The organism is Shewanella sp. FeAMO (genome assembly GCF_053653955.1).
Genome location: NZ_CM132201.1, coordinates 3,713,701 through 3,733,150, shown reverse-complemented (window position 1 = coordinate 3,733,150; position 19,450 = coordinate 3,713,701). Strand labels below are relative to the sequence as shown.

20 protein-coding genes are annotated in these 19,450 nt (G+C 55.7%); 2 read left to right on the top strand and 18 right to left on the bottom strand.

What is annotated here, in order from left to right; translation table 11 throughout:
- Nucleotides 1-9: 9 nt before the first annotated feature.
- The 8 genes from rodA to leuS all read right to left on the bottom strand — a co-directional run bounded on the left by rodA (nucleotide 10) and on the right by leuS (nucleotide 8,759).
- Complete coding sequence (rodA, locus tag ACWAU4_RS16820; protein WP_025889581.1) at nucleotides 10-1,113, bottom strand: rod shape-determining protein RodA; 1,104 nt, start codon at nucleotides 1,111-1,113, stop codon at nucleotides 10-12.
- The gene (gene mrdA, locus ACWAU4_RS16815) at nucleotides 1,097-2,941 is read right to left on the bottom strand and encodes a penicillin-binding protein 2 (protein WP_025011673.1); all 1,845 of its coding nucleotides are present in this window, start codon (nucleotides 2,939-2,941) and stop codon (nucleotides 1,097-1,099) included. Before mrdA ends, rodA begins: the two co-directional genes overlap by 17 nt.
- An 87-nt stretch (nucleotides 2,942-3,028) precedes the next feature.
- Nucleotides 3,029-3,499 (bottom strand): 23S rRNA (pseudouridine(1915)-N(3))-methyltransferase RlmH, encoded by a 471-nt coding sequence (rlmH, locus tag ACWAU4_RS16810; RefSeq protein WP_039034324.1) that lies wholly within the window; start codon nucleotides 3,497-3,499, stop codon nucleotides 3,029-3,031.
- The gene (gene rsfS, locus ACWAU4_RS16805; RefSeq protein ID WP_025011675.1) at nucleotides 3,499-3,828 is read right to left on the bottom strand and encodes a ribosome silencing factor; all 330 of its coding nucleotides are present in this window, start codon (nucleotides 3,826-3,828) and stop codon (nucleotides 3,499-3,501) included. Before rsfS ends, rlmH begins: the two co-directional genes overlap by 1 nt.
- A 91-nt stretch (nucleotides 3,829-3,919) precedes the next feature.
- A complete protein-coding gene (nadD, locus tag ACWAU4_RS16800) occupies nucleotides 3,920-4,612 on the bottom strand; it encodes a nicotinate-nucleotide adenylyltransferase (RefSeq protein WP_454290331.1) in 693 nt (230 codons plus the stop codon).
- 9 nt (nucleotides 4,613-4,621) lie between these two features.
- On the bottom strand, nucleotides 4,622-5,653 hold the full coding sequence (gene holA / locus ACWAU4_RS16795) for a DNA polymerase III subunit delta (RefSeq protein WP_208125015.1): 1,032 nt from the start codon (nucleotides 5,651-5,653) through the stop codon (nucleotides 4,622-4,624).
- Complete coding sequence (locus ACWAU4_RS16790; protein ID WP_109248059.1) at nucleotides 5,653-6,162, bottom strand: LPS-assembly lipoprotein LptE; 510 nt, start codon at nucleotides 6,160-6,162, stop codon at nucleotides 5,653-5,655. Before ACWAU4_RS16790 ends, holA begins: the two co-directional genes overlap by 1 nt.
- A 17-nt stretch (nucleotides 6,163-6,179) precedes the next feature.
- On the bottom strand, nucleotides 6,180-8,759 hold the full coding sequence (leuS, locus tag ACWAU4_RS16785; RefSeq protein WP_454290330.1) for a leucine--tRNA ligase: 2,580 nt from the start codon (nucleotides 8,757-8,759) through the stop codon (nucleotides 6,180-6,182).
- A 122-nt stretch (nucleotides 8,760-8,881) separates the two neighbouring features.
- Here leuS and ACWAU4_RS16780 point away from each other — a divergent pair, with 122 nt between their 5' ends.
- Nucleotides 8,882-9,382, top strand: coding sequence for a zinc ribbon-containing protein (locus ACWAU4_RS16780; protein ID WP_025011679.1), 501 nt, complete (start codon nucleotides 8,882-8,884; stop codon nucleotides 9,380-9,382).
- A 163-nt stretch (nucleotides 9,383-9,545) separates the two neighbouring features.
- On the opposite strand, the gene ACWAU4_RS16775 is transcribed toward ACWAU4_RS16780, so the two are convergent.
- From ACWAU4_RS16775 to ACWAU4_RS16755, 5 genes are read right to left on the bottom strand one after another with little or no spacing between them, the layout of a single operon-like run.
- The gene (locus tag ACWAU4_RS16775) at nucleotides 9,546-10,199 is read right to left on the bottom strand and encodes a tetratricopeptide repeat protein (protein ID WP_025011680.1); all 654 of its coding nucleotides are present in this window, start codon (nucleotides 10,197-10,199) and stop codon (nucleotides 9,546-9,548) included.
- Entirely contained in the window at nucleotides 10,186-11,031 is an 846-nt protein-coding gene (locus tag ACWAU4_RS16770; RefSeq protein WP_167717464.1) for an SDR family oxidoreductase, read from the bottom strand. Before ACWAU4_RS16770 ends, ACWAU4_RS16775 begins: the two co-directional genes overlap by 14 nt.
- A gap of 14 nt (nucleotides 11,032-11,045) precedes the next feature.
- Nucleotides 11,046-11,717, bottom strand: coding sequence for a TenA family transcriptional regulator (locus ACWAU4_RS16765; RefSeq protein ID WP_044735010.1), 672 nt, complete (start codon nucleotides 11,715-11,717; stop codon nucleotides 11,046-11,048).
- Nucleotides 11,717-13,348, bottom strand: a complete 1,632-nt coding sequence (locus tag ACWAU4_RS16760; protein WP_208125013.1) for an AMP-binding protein — start codon at nucleotides 13,346-13,348, stop codon at nucleotides 11,717-11,719. Before ACWAU4_RS16760 ends, ACWAU4_RS16765 begins: the two co-directional genes overlap by 1 nt.
- Complete coding sequence (locus ACWAU4_RS16755; protein ID WP_454290329.1) at nucleotides 13,345-13,692, bottom strand: thermostable hemolysin; 348 nt, start codon at nucleotides 13,690-13,692, stop codon at nucleotides 13,345-13,347. The genes ACWAU4_RS16760 and ACWAU4_RS16755 overlap by 4 nt, the downstream gene beginning before the upstream one ends.
- Before the next feature lie 47 nt (nucleotides 13,693-13,739).
- Between ACWAU4_RS16755 and ACWAU4_RS16750 the strand changes: the two genes are divergently transcribed.
- A protein-coding gene (locus ACWAU4_RS16750) for an IS3 family transposase (RefSeq protein ID WP_208124939.1) occupies nucleotides 13,740-14,815 on the top strand; the annotation gives its coding sequence in 2 pieces (ribosomal slippage) (nucleotides 13,740-13,989 and nucleotides 13,989-14,815; 1,077 coding nt in all).
- Between the two features lie 28 nt (nucleotides 14,816-14,843).
- On the opposite strand, the gene ACWAU4_RS16745 is transcribed toward ACWAU4_RS16750, so the two are convergent.
- From ACWAU4_RS16745 to ACWAU4_RS16725, 5 genes are all read right to left on the bottom strand, one after another.
- Nucleotides 14,844-15,266 carry a thermostable hemolysin gene (locus ACWAU4_RS16745; protein ID WP_454290328.1) on the bottom strand — a complete coding sequence of 141 codons (423 nt, stop codon included), beginning with the start codon at nucleotides 15,264-15,266 and terminating at the stop codon, nucleotides 14,844-14,846.
- A gap of 112 nt (nucleotides 15,267-15,378) precedes the next feature.
- On the bottom strand, nucleotides 15,379-16,932 hold the full coding sequence (lnt, locus tag ACWAU4_RS16740) for an apolipoprotein N-acyltransferase (protein WP_454290327.1): 1,554 nt from the start codon (nucleotides 16,930-16,932) through the stop codon (nucleotides 15,379-15,381).
- The gene (gene corC, locus ACWAU4_RS16735; protein ID WP_025011682.1) at nucleotides 16,929-17,810 is read right to left on the bottom strand and encodes a CNNM family magnesium/cobalt transport protein CorC; all 882 of its coding nucleotides are present in this window, start codon (nucleotides 17,808-17,810) and stop codon (nucleotides 16,929-16,931) included. Before corC ends, lnt begins: the two co-directional genes overlap by 4 nt.
- Nucleotides 17,811-17,842: 32 nt before the next feature.
- Nucleotides 17,843-18,304, bottom strand: coding sequence for an rRNA maturation RNase YbeY (gene ybeY, locus ACWAU4_RS16730; RefSeq protein ID WP_044735008.1), 462 nt, complete (start codon nucleotides 18,302-18,304; stop codon nucleotides 17,843-17,845).
- Nucleotides 18,294-19,340 carry a PhoH family protein gene (locus tag ACWAU4_RS16725; protein WP_025011683.1) on the bottom strand — a complete coding sequence of 349 codons (1,047 nt, stop codon included), beginning with the start codon at nucleotides 19,338-19,340 and terminating at the stop codon, nucleotides 18,294-18,296. The genes ybeY and ACWAU4_RS16725 overlap by 11 nt, the downstream gene beginning before the upstream one ends.
- Nucleotides 19,341-19,450: the final 110 nt, after the last annotated feature.

Genomic DNA, 19,450 nt, shown 5'->3' with positions numbered 1-19,450 from the left:
AAGGCGTTCCTATCTGTCGATGAAGCGTCTATGGGTGTGAATACTCATTAGAATGCCAAAAGCGGCCATCAATGTCAGCATAGAGGTGCCGCCATAACTTATCAGCGGCAGTGGGACTCCCACTACGGGCAAAATACCGGACACCATGCCGATATTCACAAACACATAAACGAAGAAGGTGAGGGTCAGCGAGCCGGCCAGCAAGCGGGCAAAGCTGGTTTGAGCCCTGGAGGCGATCACCAGGCCGCGGCCGATTACATAGAGATAGAGTGCCAGCAGCAGCAGACTGCCGATAAGGCCAAACTCCTCGCCGATCACGGCGAAGATAAAGTCGGTGTGGCGCTCCGGCAAAAACTCCAGTTGCGACTGAGTACCATCGAGCCAACCCTTGCCCCAGAGTCCGCCTGAACCTATGGCAATCTTGGACTGAATAATGTGGTAGCCGGTACCGAGCGGATCGGCCTCGGGATCCAGCAAGGTCATCACCCGATTGCGCTGGTAGTCGTGCATCAAAAAGAACCACAGAATCGGCAGCAGCGCCAGCACAGCGGCGATAAAACCGCCGACAATGGCCCAGCTCATGCCGGAGAGAAACAGTACAAAAATTCCTGAGGCGGCCACCAGAATTGAGGTGCCGAGATCCGGCTGTTTGGCGATAAGCAGAGTGGGGATCAGCAAAATCACCCCGGCACCGGCCAGATAACGCTTCTTTGGCGGCAAGGGAAACTTGGAGATAAACCAGGCCATGGTGATAGGGAAGGCCAGTTTCATCAGCTCAGACGGCTGAAACTCCATAAAGCCCAGGTTGAGCCAGCGTTGGGCGCCCTTGTTGATCTCACCGAAGAAATGCACCCCCAGCAGCAGCGCGACCCCGGCAATATAGATGGGTAGAGCCCAACGGCGAAACACCTCGGGGTTAATCTGGGCGATAAACAGCATTAGTCCAAGGGACAGCCCCATACGGAATAGCTGCCGCTCCATCATGGCCAGGTCTTCACCGCTGGCAGAATAGATGACGAACAGGCCAAAGCCCATCAGGCCCAGGATGCCGAGCAGCAGCGGCAGATCGATATGCATCTTCTGCCAGATATTGGGTTTACGGCTGTGGCTCATGTTTCAACTCCCAGGTATCCCGTAGCAGATATTCATCCAGCATGGCCCGGGCAACCGGCCCGGCGTTGGCGCCGCCCCAACCGGCGTTTTCCAGTACCACCGCCAGCACTATTTTCGGATTTTCGTAGGGGGCATAGGCGATGATCAGCGCGTTGTCGCGCAGATGCTCGTCAATGGAGTCCGCATCATACTTCTCATCTTCGGCAACGCTGAAGACCTGGGCGGTACCTGTCTTCATCGCCGCGGTATAACTGGCATCAGTGAAGCGACTCTTCTGCGCGGTGCGGCGCATGGCCTCGTTGATGATCTCCCAGTTATTTTTGTTTTTCAGCACTATAGGCGGCCTTTCATCCACAGGCGTCTCGATGCGGGCTGTGTTGTCCTTGATGGCCTTGAGCAGGTGCGGAGTAAAGCGTTTACCGCGGTTGGCCAAAATGGCAGTGGCATTGGCCAGCTGCAACGGCGTGGTGGTCCAGTAACCCTGGCCAATCCCGACCGAGATGGTGTCGCCTATGTACCAGGGTTGGTTGTACTTGAGGCGTTTCCAGTCCCTCGATGGCATTACCCCGGCAGACTCTTCGAAGATATCCACCCCGGTATTCTGACCGAAACCGAATTGATCCATAAAGCCGGAAATCTTGTCGATGCCCACTTTGTAAGCCATGTCGTAGTAGAAGGTATCGCAGGAGTGAACTATGGAGTCATATACGTCCACCCAGCCGTGGCCCCAGCGTTTCCAGTCGCGATATTTACGGTCGACCCCAGGGATCTGCCAAAAGCCCGGATCCCAGATGCGAGTCTTCTCGCTAATGGTTTGATCTTCCAGTCCCAGGAGCGCCAGATGTGGCTTGACCGTGGAGGCCGGGGCATATTGCCCTTGGGTTGCGCGGTTAATCAAGGGGCGTGAGCGACTGTTGAGCAGCTCGCTGTATGCCTTGGAACTGATCCCGTGCACAAACTGGTTCGGGTCATAGCTGGGGCTGGAGACCATGGCCAGAATCCCGCCGTCTCTTGGGTCTATTGCCACGATTGAGCCGCGGCGGCCATCCAGCAGTTCGGTGGCCTTTTGCTGCAGCTGCAGATCCAGCGTCAGGTAGATATCTTGTCCTGGCTCGGGCTGGGTCACCTTGAGGGTGCGGACACTACGCCCCAGGTTATTGACCTCTTCCTCCAGATGCCCGGGCAGGCCGTGGAGCAGGCTCTCATAGAACTTTTCTATCCCCTGTTTGCCAATGTCTTTGGTGGCGGCATAGTTTTTCCAACTGCCGGAGCGTTCCAGCGCGTCTCTGTCCCTGGAGTTGATTTTGCCGACATAGCCCAGCACATGGGTCAGCAGGCTGCTGTAGGGGTAGTGGCGTTTAAGACCGGCATCGACATAGAAACCATCGAACCTGTGTTGGTTAACACTGAACAGGGCCACCTCGTCTTCCGTCAGCCGGGTCTTGAGCGGCAACGGCTTGAAGCGGCGGTGATATTTCAGTGATTCGGTGAAGCTGTCACGCTCATCCTGACTGAGGTCGATAACGGTCGAAAGCTCATCCAGCGTCTGCTGCATGTTCTTCACCTTCTCAGGGATTACTTCCAGGGTGTAGAAGGGCAGGTTCTCTGCCAGCAGCTTGCCGTTGCGGTCATAGATCAGGCCGCGGCTGGGCGCCAGCGGTACCACTCGGATACGGTTATCATTGGAGCGGGTTTCGTAGTCTTTGAAAGACACCACCTGCAGATAGTAGAGGTTGCCGAGCAACAGGCTGAGCAAAGCGACCACGCAGACAAAGGTAAACAGCGCCCGGCGTTTGAACAGTGCCGCCTCGGCGGCGTGATCATGCATGGTTATTCGCTTTCTACGCGGCAATGGATTCTCTCCGGCTCAAACAGTTAATGCAAAGTCAGCTAATGCAAGTGGCTCTTGGGTGCCTTATTCCCTGTGGTAGGGATGATTGTTGTTGATGCTCCAGGCCCGGTAAAGACTCTCGGCCACCACGACTCTCACCAAGGGGTGGGGCAGGGTCAGGGCCGACAGACACCAGCTTTGGCTGGCGGCTTGTTTACAGGCGGGAGCCAAGCCTTCCGGGCCGCCTATCAGCAGGCTGACATCCCGGCCATCGAGCTGCCATTTTTCCATGGCAGAGGCGAGTTCCGGAGTAGTCCAGTTCCTGCCCGGCAGATCCAGAGTGACGATATGGTTGCCCTTGGGAATCGCGGCCAACATGGCTTCGCCCTCTTTTTGCAGAATACGGGCGATATCGGCATTCTTGCCCCGCTTGCCGGCAGGAATTTCAACCAGCTCCAGCGCCATGTCCCTGGGGAAGCGGCGCTGGTACTCGGCGAAACCCTTGCTGACCCAGTCCGGCATTTTGGTGCCTACGGCAACGAGTTGCAGTTTCATCAGGCGTTGGCGTCAGACCAGAGTTTTTCCAACTGGTAATGTTCGCGGGTTTGCTCCTGCATCACATGCAGAATCACATCACCCAGATCCACCAGAACCCAGTCGCTGCTGTCGCGGCCTTCTACGCCCTGAGGTTGCATGCCGGCTTGCTTGGCTTCGGCAACCACATTTTCAGCAATGGCGCGAACATGGGTCTTGGATGTGCCTGAGCAGATAACCATAAAGTCGGTCACGTTGGACTTTTTGCTGACATCCAGCACGACTATGTCCCGAGCCTTGAGATCATCGACCTTGTCGACAACAAATTGTTTCAGTTCTGTGCCTTGCACGCTGAAGATCCTCTCATGTTTTTGATCAAGCGCAGTAGTATATCAGCGCAGGCGGGCAAGTCCCATAGCATTTATCGCCCATCCACCGCAGTTAACCGCCAAGATAGAGGCGGTTTGCGACTATATACTCGAGCACGGCTTTGGGCATGGCGGCGCGGCAGGCATTAATGTCACCGGCAGCGATGGCGCGGCGAATGGCCGTGGAGGAGAAGGGCTGCGGCTTGACCGAGAGGCTGATGATTTTGCCGTATTGTGCTTTTTCAATGCCACCGCTACTGCTATTGCCATTTGCATCGTCACAGACTCTTGCCGCCAAGGCCTGGGTGACCGAGCAGCCTCTTTGGGCCAGTTCGGTTTGGATTTCGGCGTCCTTTGGTAGGTTCCAGTCCGGGCGCTGGCAAACCACCAGGTTACACAGGGAAAACAGCCGCTGCCATTGATGCCAGCTCGGCAGCGACAGCAAGGAATCTGTACCCATGATGAATTGAAATTCGGCGCCTGGGAAAGCCTGCTGCAGCGCTTCCAGCGTCGCGACGCTATAGGAGGGGGCATTGCGCTTGAGCTCGATATCGCAAATGTCCATATCGGGGAACTCGTCGCAGGCCAGTTTAAGCATGGCCAGGCGCTGCTCGCTGCTGGCGGTGGCCTTGGCCTTGTGCGGCGGAATATGGTTCGGCAGCAACCAGAGCTTATCCAGCTCTAGCCGGGCTTTGACTTCGGCTGCGGGTTTGAGGTGACCATAGTGAACTGGGTCGAAAGTACCGCCCATCAGCCCGATACGCATCCTGTCTCCTCAGTCGAACTCAATATGGCCAAGGTGGCGCGCCGCCTTGGGATCGAACAGCAAACACAGATGGGAAAGGCCGGTCCAGTTTTCCTGGCCTTGCTGTTTCAGTGCCAGCTCCAACTTGGAGGCGATAGCCAGCATGGACTCTATGGCTTCCAGGCTCAGCCGGGTGAGGGCGCCCTGATAGAGCGGCTTGCGCTTGTCCCAAATTCTATGCTTGCCGAACAGGCTATTGAGGTTCTCGCCCTGACTGCGGGCCGATTGCAGCGTCAGCAGCAAGGTCAGCTCCTTTTGCAGCGCCCAATGGATAATGGGCATGGCGGTTTCTTCGGCCTTGAGCTGGGCAAGGATATGTTGGGCCTTATCCTGTTGGTTGGCCAGCAGGGCATCGGTCAATTGGAATACGCTGAAGCGGGATTGGTCTTCGAAGTAGCGGCTCAGCTCTTCGCTGTCCACAGGACGGGCTCCGGCCAGCAGTTGCAGCAGTTGCATCGCCTGATCGGCCGCCAGCAGATTGCCTTCGTAGAGGGCATACAGCATGGCTCTGGCATCGTTTTTGAGATTGAGCCGATAGTATTGAATACGGCCGTCGAGCCAGCGCTGGAACTGGGCCCCTTCGGGTGTGGCGCAAGGAACATAAAGACCCTGGCTGTCCAGGGCTTTGAACCACTTGCTGTTTTGCTGATCGCGGCCAAGCTTGGGGCCGTCGATGATAAGCAAGATATCCGGGTTTTGTTCGGCAATAAGGCTTTGCAGCATGGCGCCGCCATCTGCACCCGGCTTGGCCTGGGGCAGGTTGAGCTCTATGATTCTGCGACTGGCAAACAGGCTCATGGCGTGCCATTCGTTGGCGAGATCCTGCCAGTTGAAGTTGGCTTCCTGAGTCAGCTGTAACCTTTCTTCAAAGCCTTGGCTGCGGGCGGCAGCCAGGATTTGCCGCTTGCTGCTGTCCAGCAGATAGGGATCGTCGCCCAGCAGCAGATAGCAGGATTTCAGCGGCGACAACTGCCGGTGTAACTGATCCGGATAGACCCGCATCAGTTCACCTCGATGGCGGCCAGAGTCTGGATGATGTTATCGGCGGCCTGAATGCGCATCTCTTTGACCAGCAACTCCATCTCCCGGCTCTTGGCCAGCGCGGTGCGGGGATCGTCGAGATAATCGCGGCGGATTTCCACATCGAAAGGTTGTGCTTCCTTGCCCGGCAGAGACACGGCAAAACGCACATGGTAGATGAGTTCATATTCGGCGACGTTGCCTGTGGGGTAGAGCGACAAGGTTGAGCGCTCCAGAGTGTCGCTCAGCAGCACCAGCCGGGGAATGCCCTTGGCGGGTTCCTCTATGCCGACATTGTTGAGACGCAGGCGTTCACGCACCAGGCGGCTCAGCTCGCTGTATTTGTCGCTGCTCTCCAGGCTCAGCTTGCTGAGCTCGGGCGGAATGGAATAACTTCCCTGAAGTTGAAAGCCGCAACCGGCACTGGTCATAATGACCAGTGCCAGCAGGGCGAACATCAACTGCTTCACGCTTAAAGATAGTTTCAGCATGGATGTCCTGTTTTTTCTCAGTTGGCGACTATGTTCAGCAGTTTACCGGGAACATAGATCACCTTGCGGATGGTCTTGCCTTCGGTGTGCTTCATCACCTGCTCATCGGCCAGACCCAGGGCTTCGACCTCTTCCTTGGCAGCATCGGCTGCCACAGTGATCTTGGCTCTGAGCTTACCGTTGACCTGCACCACGATAAGCTTGCTGTCTTCGACCAGTGCAGATTCGTCGGTTTCAGGCCAGCTGGCTGACTCGATATCGCCTTCCATGCCCAGCTCCTGCCACAGGTTGAAGCTCAGGTGTGGGGTGATGGGGTACAAGAGACGCACAATGGCAGACAGGGCTTCGGCCATCAGGGCTCTGTCCTGCTCGGTTTCCTGTGGAGCCTTTTGCAGCGCATTCATCAGTTCCATCACGGCGGCAATGGCGGTGTTGAACATCTGACGGCGGCCGATATCGTCGGTCACCTTGGCGATGGTCTTGTGCAGTTCGCGGCGCAGCGCTTTCTGCTCGCCGGTCAGTGCCGCGATATCCAGCGCTGGAGCCGCGCCCTTGGATATATGGTCGTGGGCCAGTTTCCACAGACGCTTGATAAAGCGGTGGGCACCTTCTACGCCTGACTCCTGCCATTCCAATGTCAGCTCCGGTGGTGCGGCAAACATCATGAACAGTCGCACAGTATCGGCGCCGTACTTCTCCACCATCACTTGCGGGTCGATGCCGTTGTTCTTCGACTTGGACATCTTGCTCATGCCGGTGTAAGTCAGCTCATGGCCTTCGCTGTCCACCGCCTTGAGGATCCGACCCTTGTCGTCTTTCTCAACCACGGTCACTTCCAATGGCGATACCCAAACGCGGGCGCCTTTCTCGTTGCTGTAGTAGAAGGCATCGGCCAGTACCATGCCTTGAGTCAACAGACGCTTGGCAGGTTCATTGGAGTTAACCAAACCGGCATCACGCAGCAGTTTGTGGAAGAAACGGAAGTACAACAGGTGCATACAGGCGTGTTCGATACCGCCTATGTATTGATCTACCGGCAGCCAGTAGTCGGCCTTGGCTGGATCCAGCATCTGATCGGCCTTGGGCGAGCAGTAGCGGGCATAGTACCAGCTGGACTCCATAAAGGTGTCGAAGGTGTCGGTTTCGCGCAGGGCATTTTGGCCGTTGACTGTGGTCTTGGCCCACTCTTTATCGGCCTTGATTGGGCTTTGGACCCCATCCATGACCACATCTTCCGGCAGAATGACCGGCAGTTGTTCTTCCGGCGTAGGCATCACAGTGCCGTCTTCCAGAGTCACCATAGGGATAGGTGCGCCCCAGTAGCGCTGGCGGCTGACGCCCCAGTCGCGCAGACGGAAATTAACCTGGCGCTTGCCTTTGCCTTCGGCACTCAGCTTGTCGGCGATGGCGTTGAAGGCGGCTTCAAAGTCCAGACCATCGAACTCACCTGAGTTGAACAGTATGCCTTTTTCAGTGTAAGCGGCTTCAGAGATATCCAGCTCGCCGTCGGCAGGCTTAATCACGCCCTTGATGGCAAGGCCATACTTGGTGGCGAACTCATAGTCACGCTGGTCGTGGCCGGGAACCGACATCACGGCGCCGGTACCATAGTTCATCAGGACAAAGTTGGCGGCCCAAACCGGGACTTCTTCGCCTGTCAGCGGGTGGATCGCCTTGAGCCCGGTATCGACACCTTTCTTCTCCATGGTGGCCAGCTCGGCCTCGGAGGCGGTGCTCTGCTTGCACTCTTCAACAAAGGCTGCCAGCGCCGGGTTGTTGGCGGCGGCTTTCTCGGCCAACGGGTGACCGGCGGCAATGGCCACATAGGTCACGCCCATCACTGTATCCGGACGTGTGGTGTAGATGTCGAAGCTATCGTCGGAACCAGCCACCTTGAAGGTCATCTCGACGCCTTCGGAGCGACCAATCCAGTTACGCTGCATGGTCTTGACCTGCTCAGGCCAACCTTCGAGGGTATCGATATCGTTCAGCAGCTCTTCGGCGTACTGAGTGATCTTGATAAACCACTGAGGGATCTCTTTTTGCTCAACCACAGTGTCGCAGCGCCAGCAGCAACCATCGATAACTTGCTCGTTGGCCAGTACAGTCTGGTCATTGGGGCACCAGTTGACCGAAGCTGTTTTCTTGTACACCAAGCCTTTTTCATACAGTTTGGTGAAGAACCACTGTTCCCAGCGATAGTATTCCGGGGTACAGGTGGCAATTTCACGGCTCCAGTCGTAGCCGAAACCCAGCATTTTCAGCTGGTTCTTCATGTAATCTATGTTTTCATAGGTCCAAGGCGCCGGCGCAGTGGCGTTCTTGATCGCGGCATTTTCTGCCGGCAGACCGAAGGCATCCCAGCCGATGGGCTGAAGCACATTTTTACCCTGCAGACGCTGGAAACGGGAAACTACGTCACCTATGGTGTAGTTACGCACGTGTCCCATATGCAGCCGACCTGAAGGATAGGGGAACATAGAGAGGCAGTAGAACTTCTCTTTACTCGGATCTTCGGTGACTTCAAAAGTTTTCTTTTCTGCCCAGTGCGTTTGCACTTTGGCTTCGATTTCTGAGGGATTATATTGCTCTTGCATCAGGTTTTTCGGCAATGCCGCCCATTATTTTGACATGCGCGCTATACTGCGCCGTTTAGATCTGCATAGAATAAACCAGAAGTGAGTCATTAAGAAAGGTTCGTCTTAAAGGAGTATTGGCCATGAGTGAGAGAAGTACGGAGTTACTGGCGCTGTATCAGGCCTTGATTGACAGAGTCAAACAACAGTATAACCAAGATAACTCATTGACAGTTAAGAGCTTATTTAACTCTATCAAGGAAGGGAAAGAGTATTTGGCCATCAAGCAGCAGGCCGGTGAGGCCGAGCTGTCTCTGGTCGAGGAGTTCCTCAAGCGGGATATCGCCAGTTATATCCAGAGCCAAACGGAAGATGACATCAGTTACAGCCCCACTATGCTGACACTGGAAAATACCCTCTGGCATTGGCTGGGCGAAATCAGTGACCGCAGCCAGGTGGAGTGGCACGAACTGGCCCATGAGTTCAAACACCATGGTTATTATCAGAGCGGCGATATCGTCAGTCAGGGCAAGATGGTCTGCAGTAACTGCGGCCATGAGATGGACTTCGAATTCCCAGGCATCATTCCCGATTGCCCCGAGTGTGACCACTCGGAATTTACCCGTGAAGCGCTGGCGCCCTGAATCATAGATATTCAGGCTTTCAATGGCTTGGAGCTCAAGGGAAAAACCTTAAACCCACAGACATAAAAACGCAGGCTCCGGCCTGCGTTTTCTATGCTGTTTATGCCGTTTGAGACTGGCAGGCTTTGGCTGCAGATGTGCCGCTTCTCAACACAGGTTGTGATCAACTGTTATCGCGATAGGCGGCGATTTTGGCGAGTGCTGCCTTGATTTCCTGCTTGCGACCCGCATCTGCCAGCTCGCGCCCTGGCCTTGGGGCGGCTTCGAGAGCCTTTTGCAGGAAAGGCAGGGCTTCGTCATACCTGTCCTCTTCCAGCAGGAAGTCGCCGTAGAAGTAGTTGCTGTCTATACCATCGGGGTTGAGCTCCAACGCCTGTTTCAGCAACTCCTCGGCCTTGTCATCGTCCCCAAAGCCCAGCGGCCAGCCGGGCACCTTGTAGTAAAGCACCCCAAGACTGGTGTAGGCCGAGCCCTTGAGCGCGGTGGGATCTTGCTTAAGCGCCTGCTCGAAATCACTGCGAGCCCGTTTGGCATATTTGAGGGCACCGAGGCCGCCGCTGACCCCGGCATAGGTAGAGTTGATAATCCCGTGCCAGATGCGCACGCCTGTACTTTGGGGGTGGGACTGCACCGACTCATCCGCCAGCTTCAGCAGTTTGACAAAGGCTTTTTCCTGCTCGTCGCCGCTGAGTTGATAGTTGTTGATGGCCCAGTCGTGTTGCAGCTGTTTGACGGCCAGATCGCTGGCGTCATCGGCCCAGAGCGAAGGACTCACCAGCAGCGCTGCGCTCAGGCACAAGAGTTTAAATGGCTTCATGTTTCTCTCCTTCGGTGATGGGGTTGGCCGTGTCTTGTATTGGCATGGCCCTTTGGCAAAACTGGCGGATAAGTGGCAGTTTCTTGCGGGTATCATTGTTAACCAGGCCGGGCAGCAGGGCGTTTATCCGCACAAACAGCTTTTCCGGCCAACCGATAAAGCGGCGGCCCCGGCGATTATCGGCCAGATCGCGGCAGAGGATGTCGGCCACCCACTCAGGGCTGTCCTGACGGTTGCCGAGCGCTGAATTGAGCTGGCGCATCGATTCTGTATTGAGTTCGGTATCCGTGGCTCTGGGGGCGAAATAGAGCACCTTAATCTTGCTGTCGGCCAACTCCCGCTCCAGTGCTTCGGTAAAACCCCTGAGGCCAAACTTGCTGGCGCAGTAAAGGCTGGAACCCGGGTAGCCTATGCTGCCGAGAATGGAACCGACATTGATGATGGCGGCCTCGGACTGGCGTTTGAGCAAGGGCAGCAGGGTGCGGCAACAGTTGATGGGCGCCTCCAGGTTCACCGCCATCATGGCGCGGGTATCACAGGTGTCGCTGGCTTCCAACATGCTGAGTTGATTGACCCCGAGGCAGTTGATTAACACCTTGGGGCTGAACACTCCGGCGGCTTGGCGCAGCTGACATTGACCGCCACTGCAGCTCAGATCGGCGCTTAAGGTGTGATGCTCCCCGGCAAGGCTCTGTTTCAGGGCATCGAGCTTGGCTTGATCCCGGCCGCAGAGCAGCAGTCTGGCGCCTTTGGCGGCCAGCGCCCTGGCGATGGCGCTGCCGATGCCGCCACTGGCGCCTGTGATGATGACATTCAGATGTTTGAGTTCCATATTGGTCACCGTTTTCAGGAGGCCAGCGCCAAGGCCTGGGCCGGCGCCAGCTCGCGGAAGATGTTGCCGTAGAGGCGGTAGAAGTTGTTGGCTGCGTGAATGATCAAGGCCTGTTCTTCGGGATCCTCAATCCGGTTCATCAGCCCCTCAAAGAAATGGATATGTTGCTTATCCAGTTCGCCGTGAGACTTGAGATAACTGAAGGCCGAATCCGGCAGCCCCAGGCGCGATTGCACTTTCTCGGCTGCCAGCAGCGCCAGATTAATGCTGGTGCCTTCCAGTACATTGACCATGCCGAAAAAGCCCAGCGGACTTACCCGATTCACCATGTCGTAGGCGTAAGCCACCATGACCTCTGTGGCAAACAGCGGCGTGCTGCGTCTGGCCTTTTCCTTGTCAAAACCGCAGGCGGCTATGTCATTGAGGATCCACTCCTGGTGGCCTTGCTCCTCTTCGATATACTCGGCTACCGCCACCCTGAGCCATTCCTTGCTTTCCGGCAGTCTGGCGCCTGTGGCCATGAGCAGCGGCGAAGTGTGCTTCACATGGTGATAGGCCTGGTGCAGGAAGGCGACATATTCCTCCAGGCTTATCTCTCCTTGCAGGCATTTGCCTATGATAGGACTGGCCAGCAGATACTCGCGGCCGCTCTGGGTTGCTTGTTGTAATTGGTCGTAGAAATTCATTATAGGGCTCCCTCAATATATGGGGTTTCAGATAGATAGAGCTGTTCTATTTGAGCGGCCAGGGCGCTCAGTAGTGAGGCGCGCTTGACCCTGCCATTGGCTGTGGTGTGAGGCTTGAGCTCGGTTTCATTCAGTCTTATCCAGCGTTTGATCCTGGCGTAGTCGGGCAGTGTGGCATTGACCGCATCCAGCCAGACCTGGAGCTGTTCATTGCTGACTTGGAGCGGAGCGCACAGCAGCGCGCTGAGCCAGGGTTTGGCGTCGCCAAGCACCATACACTGACTCAGCAGCGGTTTGGCCATCAGCGCCGACTCCACCCACTCAGGGCTGATATTGCGGCCAAAGGAGCTGATAAGCAGATGCTTGCGGCGCCCGTTAATGGCGAGCACACCTTTATCGAGTTGGCCAAGGTCGCCGGTGGCGATTTCTCCCTGGCCCCAAGTCTCGGGTTGGCCGAGATACCCCAGGTGACTGGCGCCGCCGACATGGATTTCGCCGCCGCGAATGGTGACTTTGCAGTGAGGCAACACAGTGCCGGCAAAGCCGGGAGTGTCTTTATCCGGGGTGTTGAGCGCCACGACAGAGCCACATTCCGACAGGCCGTAACCCTCATAAACCGGCAATCCAAGCTCCCTGGCCCGCAGCAGCAACTCGGGGGCGACCTTGCCGCCACCGACGGCGACAAAGCGCAGTGAGTCCGGCGCTTGCCAACCTTGCTCGCAGGCACCGACCAGCAGTGTCAGCAACTGAGGAATGAGGATCATGCTGCTCGGCTGCGCTTGGCTTATGGTCTGCAGCAGCGCCCGGCTGTCGAGTCTTGAGCTGCCGTGCATGCCGCGTGCTTTATCCGAGGGCAGCAGCACAGTGCCGCCGCACAGCAAGGGGCTGTAGATACCGGCGATGTTTTCCAGCAAGGTGCTCAAGGGCAACAGACAAAGATGCCGAGGACAGGGCATGGCCGTGACTGTGGCAAGCGATTCGGCCACCCGCCATTGATGCTCGCTGCTGAGACACACCCCCTTGGGATTACCGGTAGAGCCTGAGGTAAAGGTGATTTTGGCTGTGCCCTGAGGGACTTGCGGAAAAGCCGCCGTTTTCTCGGCGCAAGTGCTCTGTTGACCCGGATGTCCGTAGCAGAGCTGTCCGTCAGATAGCTGCTCGTCGGATAACTGCCTGTGGTATAAATGCCAGCCGTGTAGATTGCAGCCCGGTTCAATGAGACCTTGGTAAGGCGTGAAGCCCTTTGGCAAACAAGGCTGAATTTGTGGGCTTTCGCTCAGCACCAGCTCAACCGAGGTTTGTTCAAGGCAGCTTGCCAACTGATCTTGGGAGAAAAACAGCGGCAAGGGCAGGCAAAGAACTCCCGCCTGCTGGCAGGCGAGATCCAGTATTGCCCACTGCACACTGTTGTCGGCATGCAGTGCCAGGCTACGGATATTCAGGCGTTTGAGGAAGTCACTGTAGCGGCGGATTTCTGTTTTCAGTTCAAAGTAGCTGAGTTGCCGTTCAGCATCGATAAGGGCAATGGACTGATCTTCGCCGTTGAGTTTGCCTAGAACATCCCAATCAAGGTTTGTTCCGGCGCCTGACTCAGAGGTATTGGCTTGGCTTAATGGGGGCGATGGAGTCATAGGTTTGGCTCCCGGGTCCTGGCATAAGCCAATTCGGCCGCCATGGAGTTGATATCCGATTCGTGCCTTTGTGCCAGTCGTCTCAAGCGGGGACTGGTTTCTATCACCTCTTGGGCGAGGCGCAGATCGCCAATCATGACTCTGGGGTTGTTGCGGTAGTAATTGCCCCAGATGGCGCTGTCACCTTCCAGTCGCTCAGGATCGGCGCTGCACAGCTGCATGGGCGAAAAGCCCAGCAGTTTCATCAGCGCCTCTACCTGCTCTGTGACGGTAAAGACCATATACTCAAAACCGGCTCTGGCCAGAGTAGCTGCAAGTGACCTTTCCCCCGAATTTAAGACCATGACATTGATGAGATTTCCAATACACTAGAGCCAATGGAGATCTCAACATGAAGAAACGTTACACCGAAGAACAAATCATCAAGGCCATCAAACAGCATGAGGCAGGAGCAAAAGTCGATGACATTTGCCGTGAAATGGGCATATCCACTGGCACTTTCTATAACTGGCGCAGCAAGTATGCCGGGCTGGAAGTGAACGAAGCGAAGCGGCTGAGGGAGTTGGAAGCGGAGAACAACAAGCTCAAAAAGATGTTGGCCGACAAGATGCTGGAAGTCGAAGCAATGAAGGATGTGCTGTCAAAAAAGTGGTAACGCCAGCGGCCAAAAAGCCTGTTGCTCAACACTTGATTGAGGGATTCAGCCTCAGTGAGCGAGTAGCCTGTAAGCTGGCTGGGCTTAGCCGGACTGCATTTCGCTATCAACCCAGGAAAAAGCCAGACAATGGGCTCAGACAGCGACTGAAGGCGCTGGCGACGCAATATCCTCGCTATGGGTATCTGATGCTACATGGTTTGCTCAGGGGGGAAGGCTGGGTCAAAAACCGCAAACGAACCTATCGGCTCTACACGGAGGAAGGCTTGCAGGTCAGGACGAAGAAGCGCAAGAAGTTAACCCGGCCAAGGCAGCCCATGGAGGTGCCAACAGCCCCCAATCAACGTTGGTCTATGGACTTTGTGTCAGACCAACTCAGCAATGGTCGCCGCTTTCGGGTACTGAATGTCGTGGATGATTATTCGCGGGAAATGGTCGGTCAATTAGTCTCTGTGGCCATTAGTGGTAGGCAGGTCGCCAGATTCTTGGACCAATTGATGGAAGAGCGAGGCAAACCCAAGAAGGTTACTTGCGACAATGGGACAGAATTTACCAGCAAGGCAATGTTCTTCTGGAGTAAGGAAACGGGCGTCACACTGGGCTTTATCCAACCAGGAAAGCCGACGCAAAATGCCTTTGTGGAAAGCCTGAATGGCAAATTCAGGAATGAATGTCTGAATCAGCATTGGTTCAGAACCTTAGACGAAGCCAGATACGAAATCGAGCTATGGCGTGAACACTACAACCATGTTCGCCCTCATAGTTCACTGAACTATATGCCGCCTGTTGCGTATGCCAAGCAAGCAGCATAAGCTGGAAAATCTCATCAAGAGATTGGTACTAATCTCGGGGAAAGATCACAAGCAGTACCAGCAGCAGTGGCCCTGAACTCTTGTTGGTGAGTGCCAGATTGCCCACCTCTACCAAGGAAGCCCTGTCCACCGGGCGTTTGGTCAGCAGCGCCACTTGCTGCTCTATGGGATCCTTGAGATATTGCTCCAGAAACAAGGGGTGGTAACAACCGGCTCTGAGTCCGAAGGCACCCTGAGGCTGCCCCTTCATGCTCAGCTGCAGTAAGAAAGGCAAAAATTCCTTGAGCTTGGCACCATGCACCTGAAAGTACTTTGCGGCGATATAGCCTTCGACCTCAGTGCGGCCCTCTGCCTGCTCATGGAACAGGCGACACTCGGGAAGCGAATGAGGTGGGTTGGCAGAGCTTGGGACGTCCTTTTCCAGGGCAGACAGGGGAAACTGCTTGACCATAGAGATACTCCGGATCTGTTAACCAGTATCCAGAGCCTAGAAAAGCAGTCTTAAGAAATACTTATGTATCCATTAATGTTTTATCAATTAGATAAAAATCAATTGGTTGGTTTTAGCTTTTATCGCTCTTTCGCCGTTTGGGGCAATACAACAGCCCCAAAAGCAGCAGCAAGCCACTCAGCCCCAGTACCGGCCATTGACCGACCCGGCTGAACAGGGTCTGGCCCTCGACCAGCGGCACTTCAGCCGTGAGCACGCCCTCGACAAACTGCGGTAGTTTGGCACTGATATTGCCAAATTCATCCACCACGGCGGTGACGCCATTGTTGGTGGCCCGCAGCAGAGGCCGACCCAACTCGGCCGAGCGCATCTGGGCTATCTCCATGTGTTGCAGTGGGCCATTGGACTCACCGAACCAGGCATCGTTGGAGACGGTCAGCAACACCTGGGTATCCTCGGCGACATTGGCCCTGAGTTGCTCGGGGAAAGCGATTTCATAACAGATAGCCGGTGCCAGCGTATGACCCAGCGCCGTCAGGTTGTTTTGCTGATAACTGCCTCTGGCAAACGAGGACATGGGCAGGTTGAAAAAGGGCGCCAGCGGCCGCAGCAGCGACTCCATGGGTACAAACTCGCCTATGGGCAGCAGGTGATGCTTGCGGAACTGGTTGTTGCCAGCTGCGCTATAGTCGGCGTTCTCCTGCTGTTTCTGATGATGATTCCCCAGCACGATCAGCGAGTTGTAGAAGTCGCCATTTCGCTGGCTGATGATACCTGTGATGATGGCGGCATCCCGCAGATTGGCAACTTTGTTGGCGTTGTCGAGAAACTCTGCCACAATGCTTTCCGGGGCCGGTATCGCTGCCTCGGGCCAGATCACCAAGTCTCTGTCCAGATGCGGGCGGGAGAGATCCATATATTTGAGCATAGTCGGCCAGAGCGCGTCCGGATCCCACTTCATGCTTTGGGGAATATTGCCCTGCACCAGCGCCACGCTGAGGGTCTCGCCGGTGCGCTCAACCGTTGAAAATCGCGGCGCCTGCCATACGAGCAGGGCCAGTAGCGCCGAGTTCACCACCAGGCTGAGCCAGCGGCGTTTGAGTAGCAGCACCAGGCTTGCTGCCAGCAGCGCCACCGTAAAACTGAGTCCCAAAGTGCCTATCATTGAGGCCAGCGGCTTCAAGGGGCCCGAGGTTTGGCTATAGCCGCCCCAGAGCCAGGGAAAGCCGGTGAGCACCCAGCCCCGCAACCATTCACACAGAGTCCAGAGCGCTGGAAACAGCCCCAGCAGTTGCCAGTTATGGCGCTTGGGCGCCAGTCGGGCCAGCAGGGCACCGGCCAGCGCCGGATATAAGGCCAGATAGAGGGCCAACAGGGCCATCAGGCCTATGGAAGCAATCAGCGGCAAGCCACCGAATCTGTCCATGCTGACATGCACCCAGCTGATCCCGAAGGCGAAGGCGCCAAAACCAAAGCTGAGCCAATAGCCAAAACTGGCCTTGGGGGAAAGCTTGTCACTGTGCCAAAGGCCAAAGGCCAGCGCCAGCGGGTAGATGGGCCAGAGATCGTAGGGGGCAAAGGAAAGTGCCGTACTGGCACCGGCCAAAAAGGCCAGTACCAGACGCAGCTTGGGGTGGCGTTGTAGCGCCGCTAATGTGGACTTCACTGGTCGTTACTGTCTTCAGTATCGTTGGGATCGGGCAGTTTCACCCTGAGTTGCAATAAACGGCGGGTATCGGCACTGATGACTTTAAATTCAATGCCATCGATGACGATCTTCTCGTTGCGCTCCGGCAGGTGGCCGAAGGCGTGGGACACCAATCCGCCGACTGTGTCGAACTCTTCATCACTGAAATGGGTGTTGAAGGTTTCGTTGAAATCTTCAATCTCGGTCAGTGCCTTGACCATGTAAACCCGGTTACCGGCTTTACGGATCTCAGACTCGTCGCTGTTGTCGTGATCGAACTCATCTTCGATATCGCCGACAATCTCTTCGAGAATATCTTCAATGGTGACCAAGCCGGAAACACCACCGTATTCATCGACCACTATCGCCATATGGTAGCGTTGGGAACGGAACTCTTTGAGCAGCACATCCACTCTCTTGCTCTCGGGCACCACAACGGCCGGGCGGATCACTTTTTCCAGTGAGAAGGGTTCTTCACTGTTGTTGAAGCCGTACTTCAGCAGATCTTTGGCCAGCAGTATGCCTTCGATATGGTCTTTGTCTTCATTGACCACAGGAAAGCGGGAATGAGCAGAGTTGATGACAGTGTTGAGCAGTTCCTCAACAGAGTCATTGAATTGGATGGCGACAATCTGCGCTCTGGGGATCATTATGTCCCTTACACGCAAATCAGATACCTCTAAAACACCTTTTATCATCTCGCGGGTATCTTCTGTGATGAGCTCACGCTGCTCGGCATCGTGGATCACCTCAACCAGATCTTCGCGATTTTGAGGTTCGCCCTGGAATAACTGGCTTACTCGGTCAAACCAGCCTTTCTTATGGGCGCTGGTACTCGGGGGGATATCGTCACTCATAGTGTTCTTCATGACAGGGCGAACCCTGGCAATTATTGCTCCTTGTATGGGTCAGTAAAACCTAAGCTTTCAATAAGTTGGGTCTCTAGCGACTCCATTTCTTCGGCTTCGGCATCTTCGATGTGATCATAACCTAGCAGATGCAGGCAACCGTGCACAACCATATGTGCCCAGTGCGCCTGTAGCGGTTTATGCTGTTCACGGGCTTCATTTTCAACGACTGAAACGCAAATGACAAGATCCCCGAGTAATGGCAGGGTTATTCCAGGTGGCGCTTCAAACGGAAATGACAGCACATTGGTGGGCTTGTCTTTGCCGCGATAGTCCCGGTTCAACTGCTGGCTCTCTTCACTGTCCACCAGACGTATGGTCAGCTCGGCCTGCTCCATACTATTGCCTATGGCAGTACGGGCCCAGAGCTCGAAATCGCTCTGGGATGGCAGATTTTGCGATTCTGTTGCCAGTTGCAGGTCCAGCTGCAGATCAAGACTCATGGGCGCCGGCCTCTGTCAGTTGATATTGGCTGTCGCGTTGGGCCTTGGCCGCCTGCTGGCGCTGATCGTGTGCTTCATAAGCTTCCACTATGCGGGCCACTACTGGGTGGCGCACCACATCCTGGGCCTGGAAGAAGTTGAAGCTGATCTCTTCCACTTCGCTCAGTACTTCAATGGCGTGGCGCAGGCCTGACTTGGCGTTGCGCGGCAGATCTATCTGGGTAATGTCACCTGTGATCACCGCCTTGGAGTTGAAGCCGATACGGGTGAGGAACATCTTCATCTGTTCCACCGTGGTATTTTGGCTCTCATCGAGAATGATAAAGGCATCGTTGAGGGTGCGGCCACGCATATAGGCCAGCGGCGCGACCTCGATAACATTGCGTTCTATCAGTCGCTCGACCTTCTCAAACCCGAGCATCTCAAACAGGGCGTCATACAGAGGCCTGAGGTAAGGGTCTACCTTCTGGCTCAGATCGCCGGGCAGGAACCCCAGCTTCTCACCGGCTTCCACCGCAGGGCGGGTCAGCAGAATGCGGCGGATCTCCTGACGCTCCAACGCATCCACGGCGGCGGCAACGGCCAGATAGGTCTTGCCGGTACCGGCGGGGCCTATGCCGAAGGTGATGTCATGGCGCACTATGTTGGCCACATATTGGGTCTGGTTGGGATTGCGCGGCTTAATCACCCCTTTGCGGGTCTTGATATAGTGCTCTTTGGGTTCTGCACCGCTGTCGTCGGCTTCCAGGGCAATGGCTTCCTGAATGGCGATATGCACCTGCTCGGGCTCCAGATCCGGGGTCGAGCCTTTTACCGGCGCGGTTTCGACATAGAGCTGTTTCAGCAGGTTGTTGGCCGTGAGGCAGTTACGCGGCTGGCCGACAATCTGAAAATGGTTGTTGCGGTAGCTTATCTCGACGCCCACCCGGCGCTCGAGCTGCTTGATATTGTCATCGAACGGACCACACAGAGACGCCAGACGGCGGCTGTCGGCCGGTTCGAGATACAGATTCATGGTGGTTAATTTGTGAGACAAACAAAAACTCCTGTTGATGTCATCTTTGATCAGTTTACGAGCGTGAAGGCATAAATGCTAACGGAAAATCGAGCCTAAAATAAAACGGCCCGGGTCCGAAGAGCCGGGCC

Excerpts from the sequence above, each read along its gene's own strand:
- ACWAU4_RS16755 (WP_454290329.1), bottom strand. The coding sequence starts at position 13,692 with ATGGTCTTAAATTCGGGGGAAAGGTCACTTGCAGCTACTCTGGCCAGA.
- ACWAU4_RS16790 (WP_109248059.1), bottom strand. The coding sequence starts at position 6,162 with ATGCTGAAACTATCTTTAAGCGTGAAGCAGTTGATGTTCGCCCTGCTG.
- ybeY (WP_044735008.1), bottom strand. The coding sequence starts at position 18,304 with ATGAGTCTTGATCTGCAGCTGGACCTGCAACTGGCAACAGAATCGCAA.
- rlmH (WP_039034324.1), bottom strand. The coding sequence starts at position 3,499 with ATGAAACTGCAACTCGTTGCCGTAGGCACCAAAATGCCGGACTGGGTC.
- corC (WP_025011682.1), bottom strand. The coding sequence starts at position 17,810 with ATGAGTGACGATATCCCCCCGAGTACCAGCGCCCATAAGAAAGGCTGG.
- ACWAU4_RS16765 (WP_044735010.1), bottom strand. The coding sequence starts at position 11,717 with ATGAATTTCTACGACCAATTACAACAAGCAACCCAGAGCGGCCGCGAG.
- ACWAU4_RS16780 (WP_025011679.1), top strand. The coding sequence starts at position 8,882 with ATGAGTGAGAGAAGTACGGAGTTACTGGCGCTGTATCAGGCCTTGATT.
- leuS (WP_454290330.1), bottom strand. The coding sequence starts at position 8,759 with ATGCAAGAGCAATATAATCCCTCAGAAATCGAAGCCAAAGTGCAAACG.
- ACWAU4_RS16760 (WP_208125013.1), bottom strand. The coding sequence starts at position 13,348 with ATGACTCCATCGCCCCCATTAAGCCAAGCCAATACCTCTGAGTCAGGC.
- ACWAU4_RS16770 (WP_167717464.1), bottom strand. The coding sequence starts at position 11,031 with ATGGAACTCAAACATCTGAATGTCATCATCACAGGCGCCAGTGGCGGC.
- rodA (WP_025889581.1), bottom strand. The coding sequence starts at position 1,113 with ATGAGCCACAGCCGTAAACCCAATATCTGGCAGAAGATGCATATCGAT.
- holA (WP_208125015.1), bottom strand. The coding sequence starts at position 5,653 with ATGCGGGTCTATCCGGATCAGTTACACCGGCAGTTGTCGCCGCTGAAA.
- nadD (WP_454290331.1), bottom strand. The coding sequence starts at position 4,612 with ATGCGTATCGGGCTGATGGGCGGTACTTTCGACCCAGTTCACTATGGT.
- ACWAU4_RS16775 (WP_025011680.1), bottom strand. The coding sequence starts at position 10,199 with ATGAAGCCATTTAAACTCTTGTGCCTGAGCGCAGCGCTGCTGGTGAGT.
- mrdA (WP_025011673.1), bottom strand. The coding sequence starts at position 2,941 with ATGCATGATCACGCCGCCGAGGCGGCACTGTTCAAACGCCGGGCGCTG.
- ACWAU4_RS16745 (WP_454290328.1), bottom strand. The coding sequence starts at position 15,266 with ATGGTCAAGCAGTTTCCCCTGTCTGCCCTGGAAAAGGACGTCCCAAGC.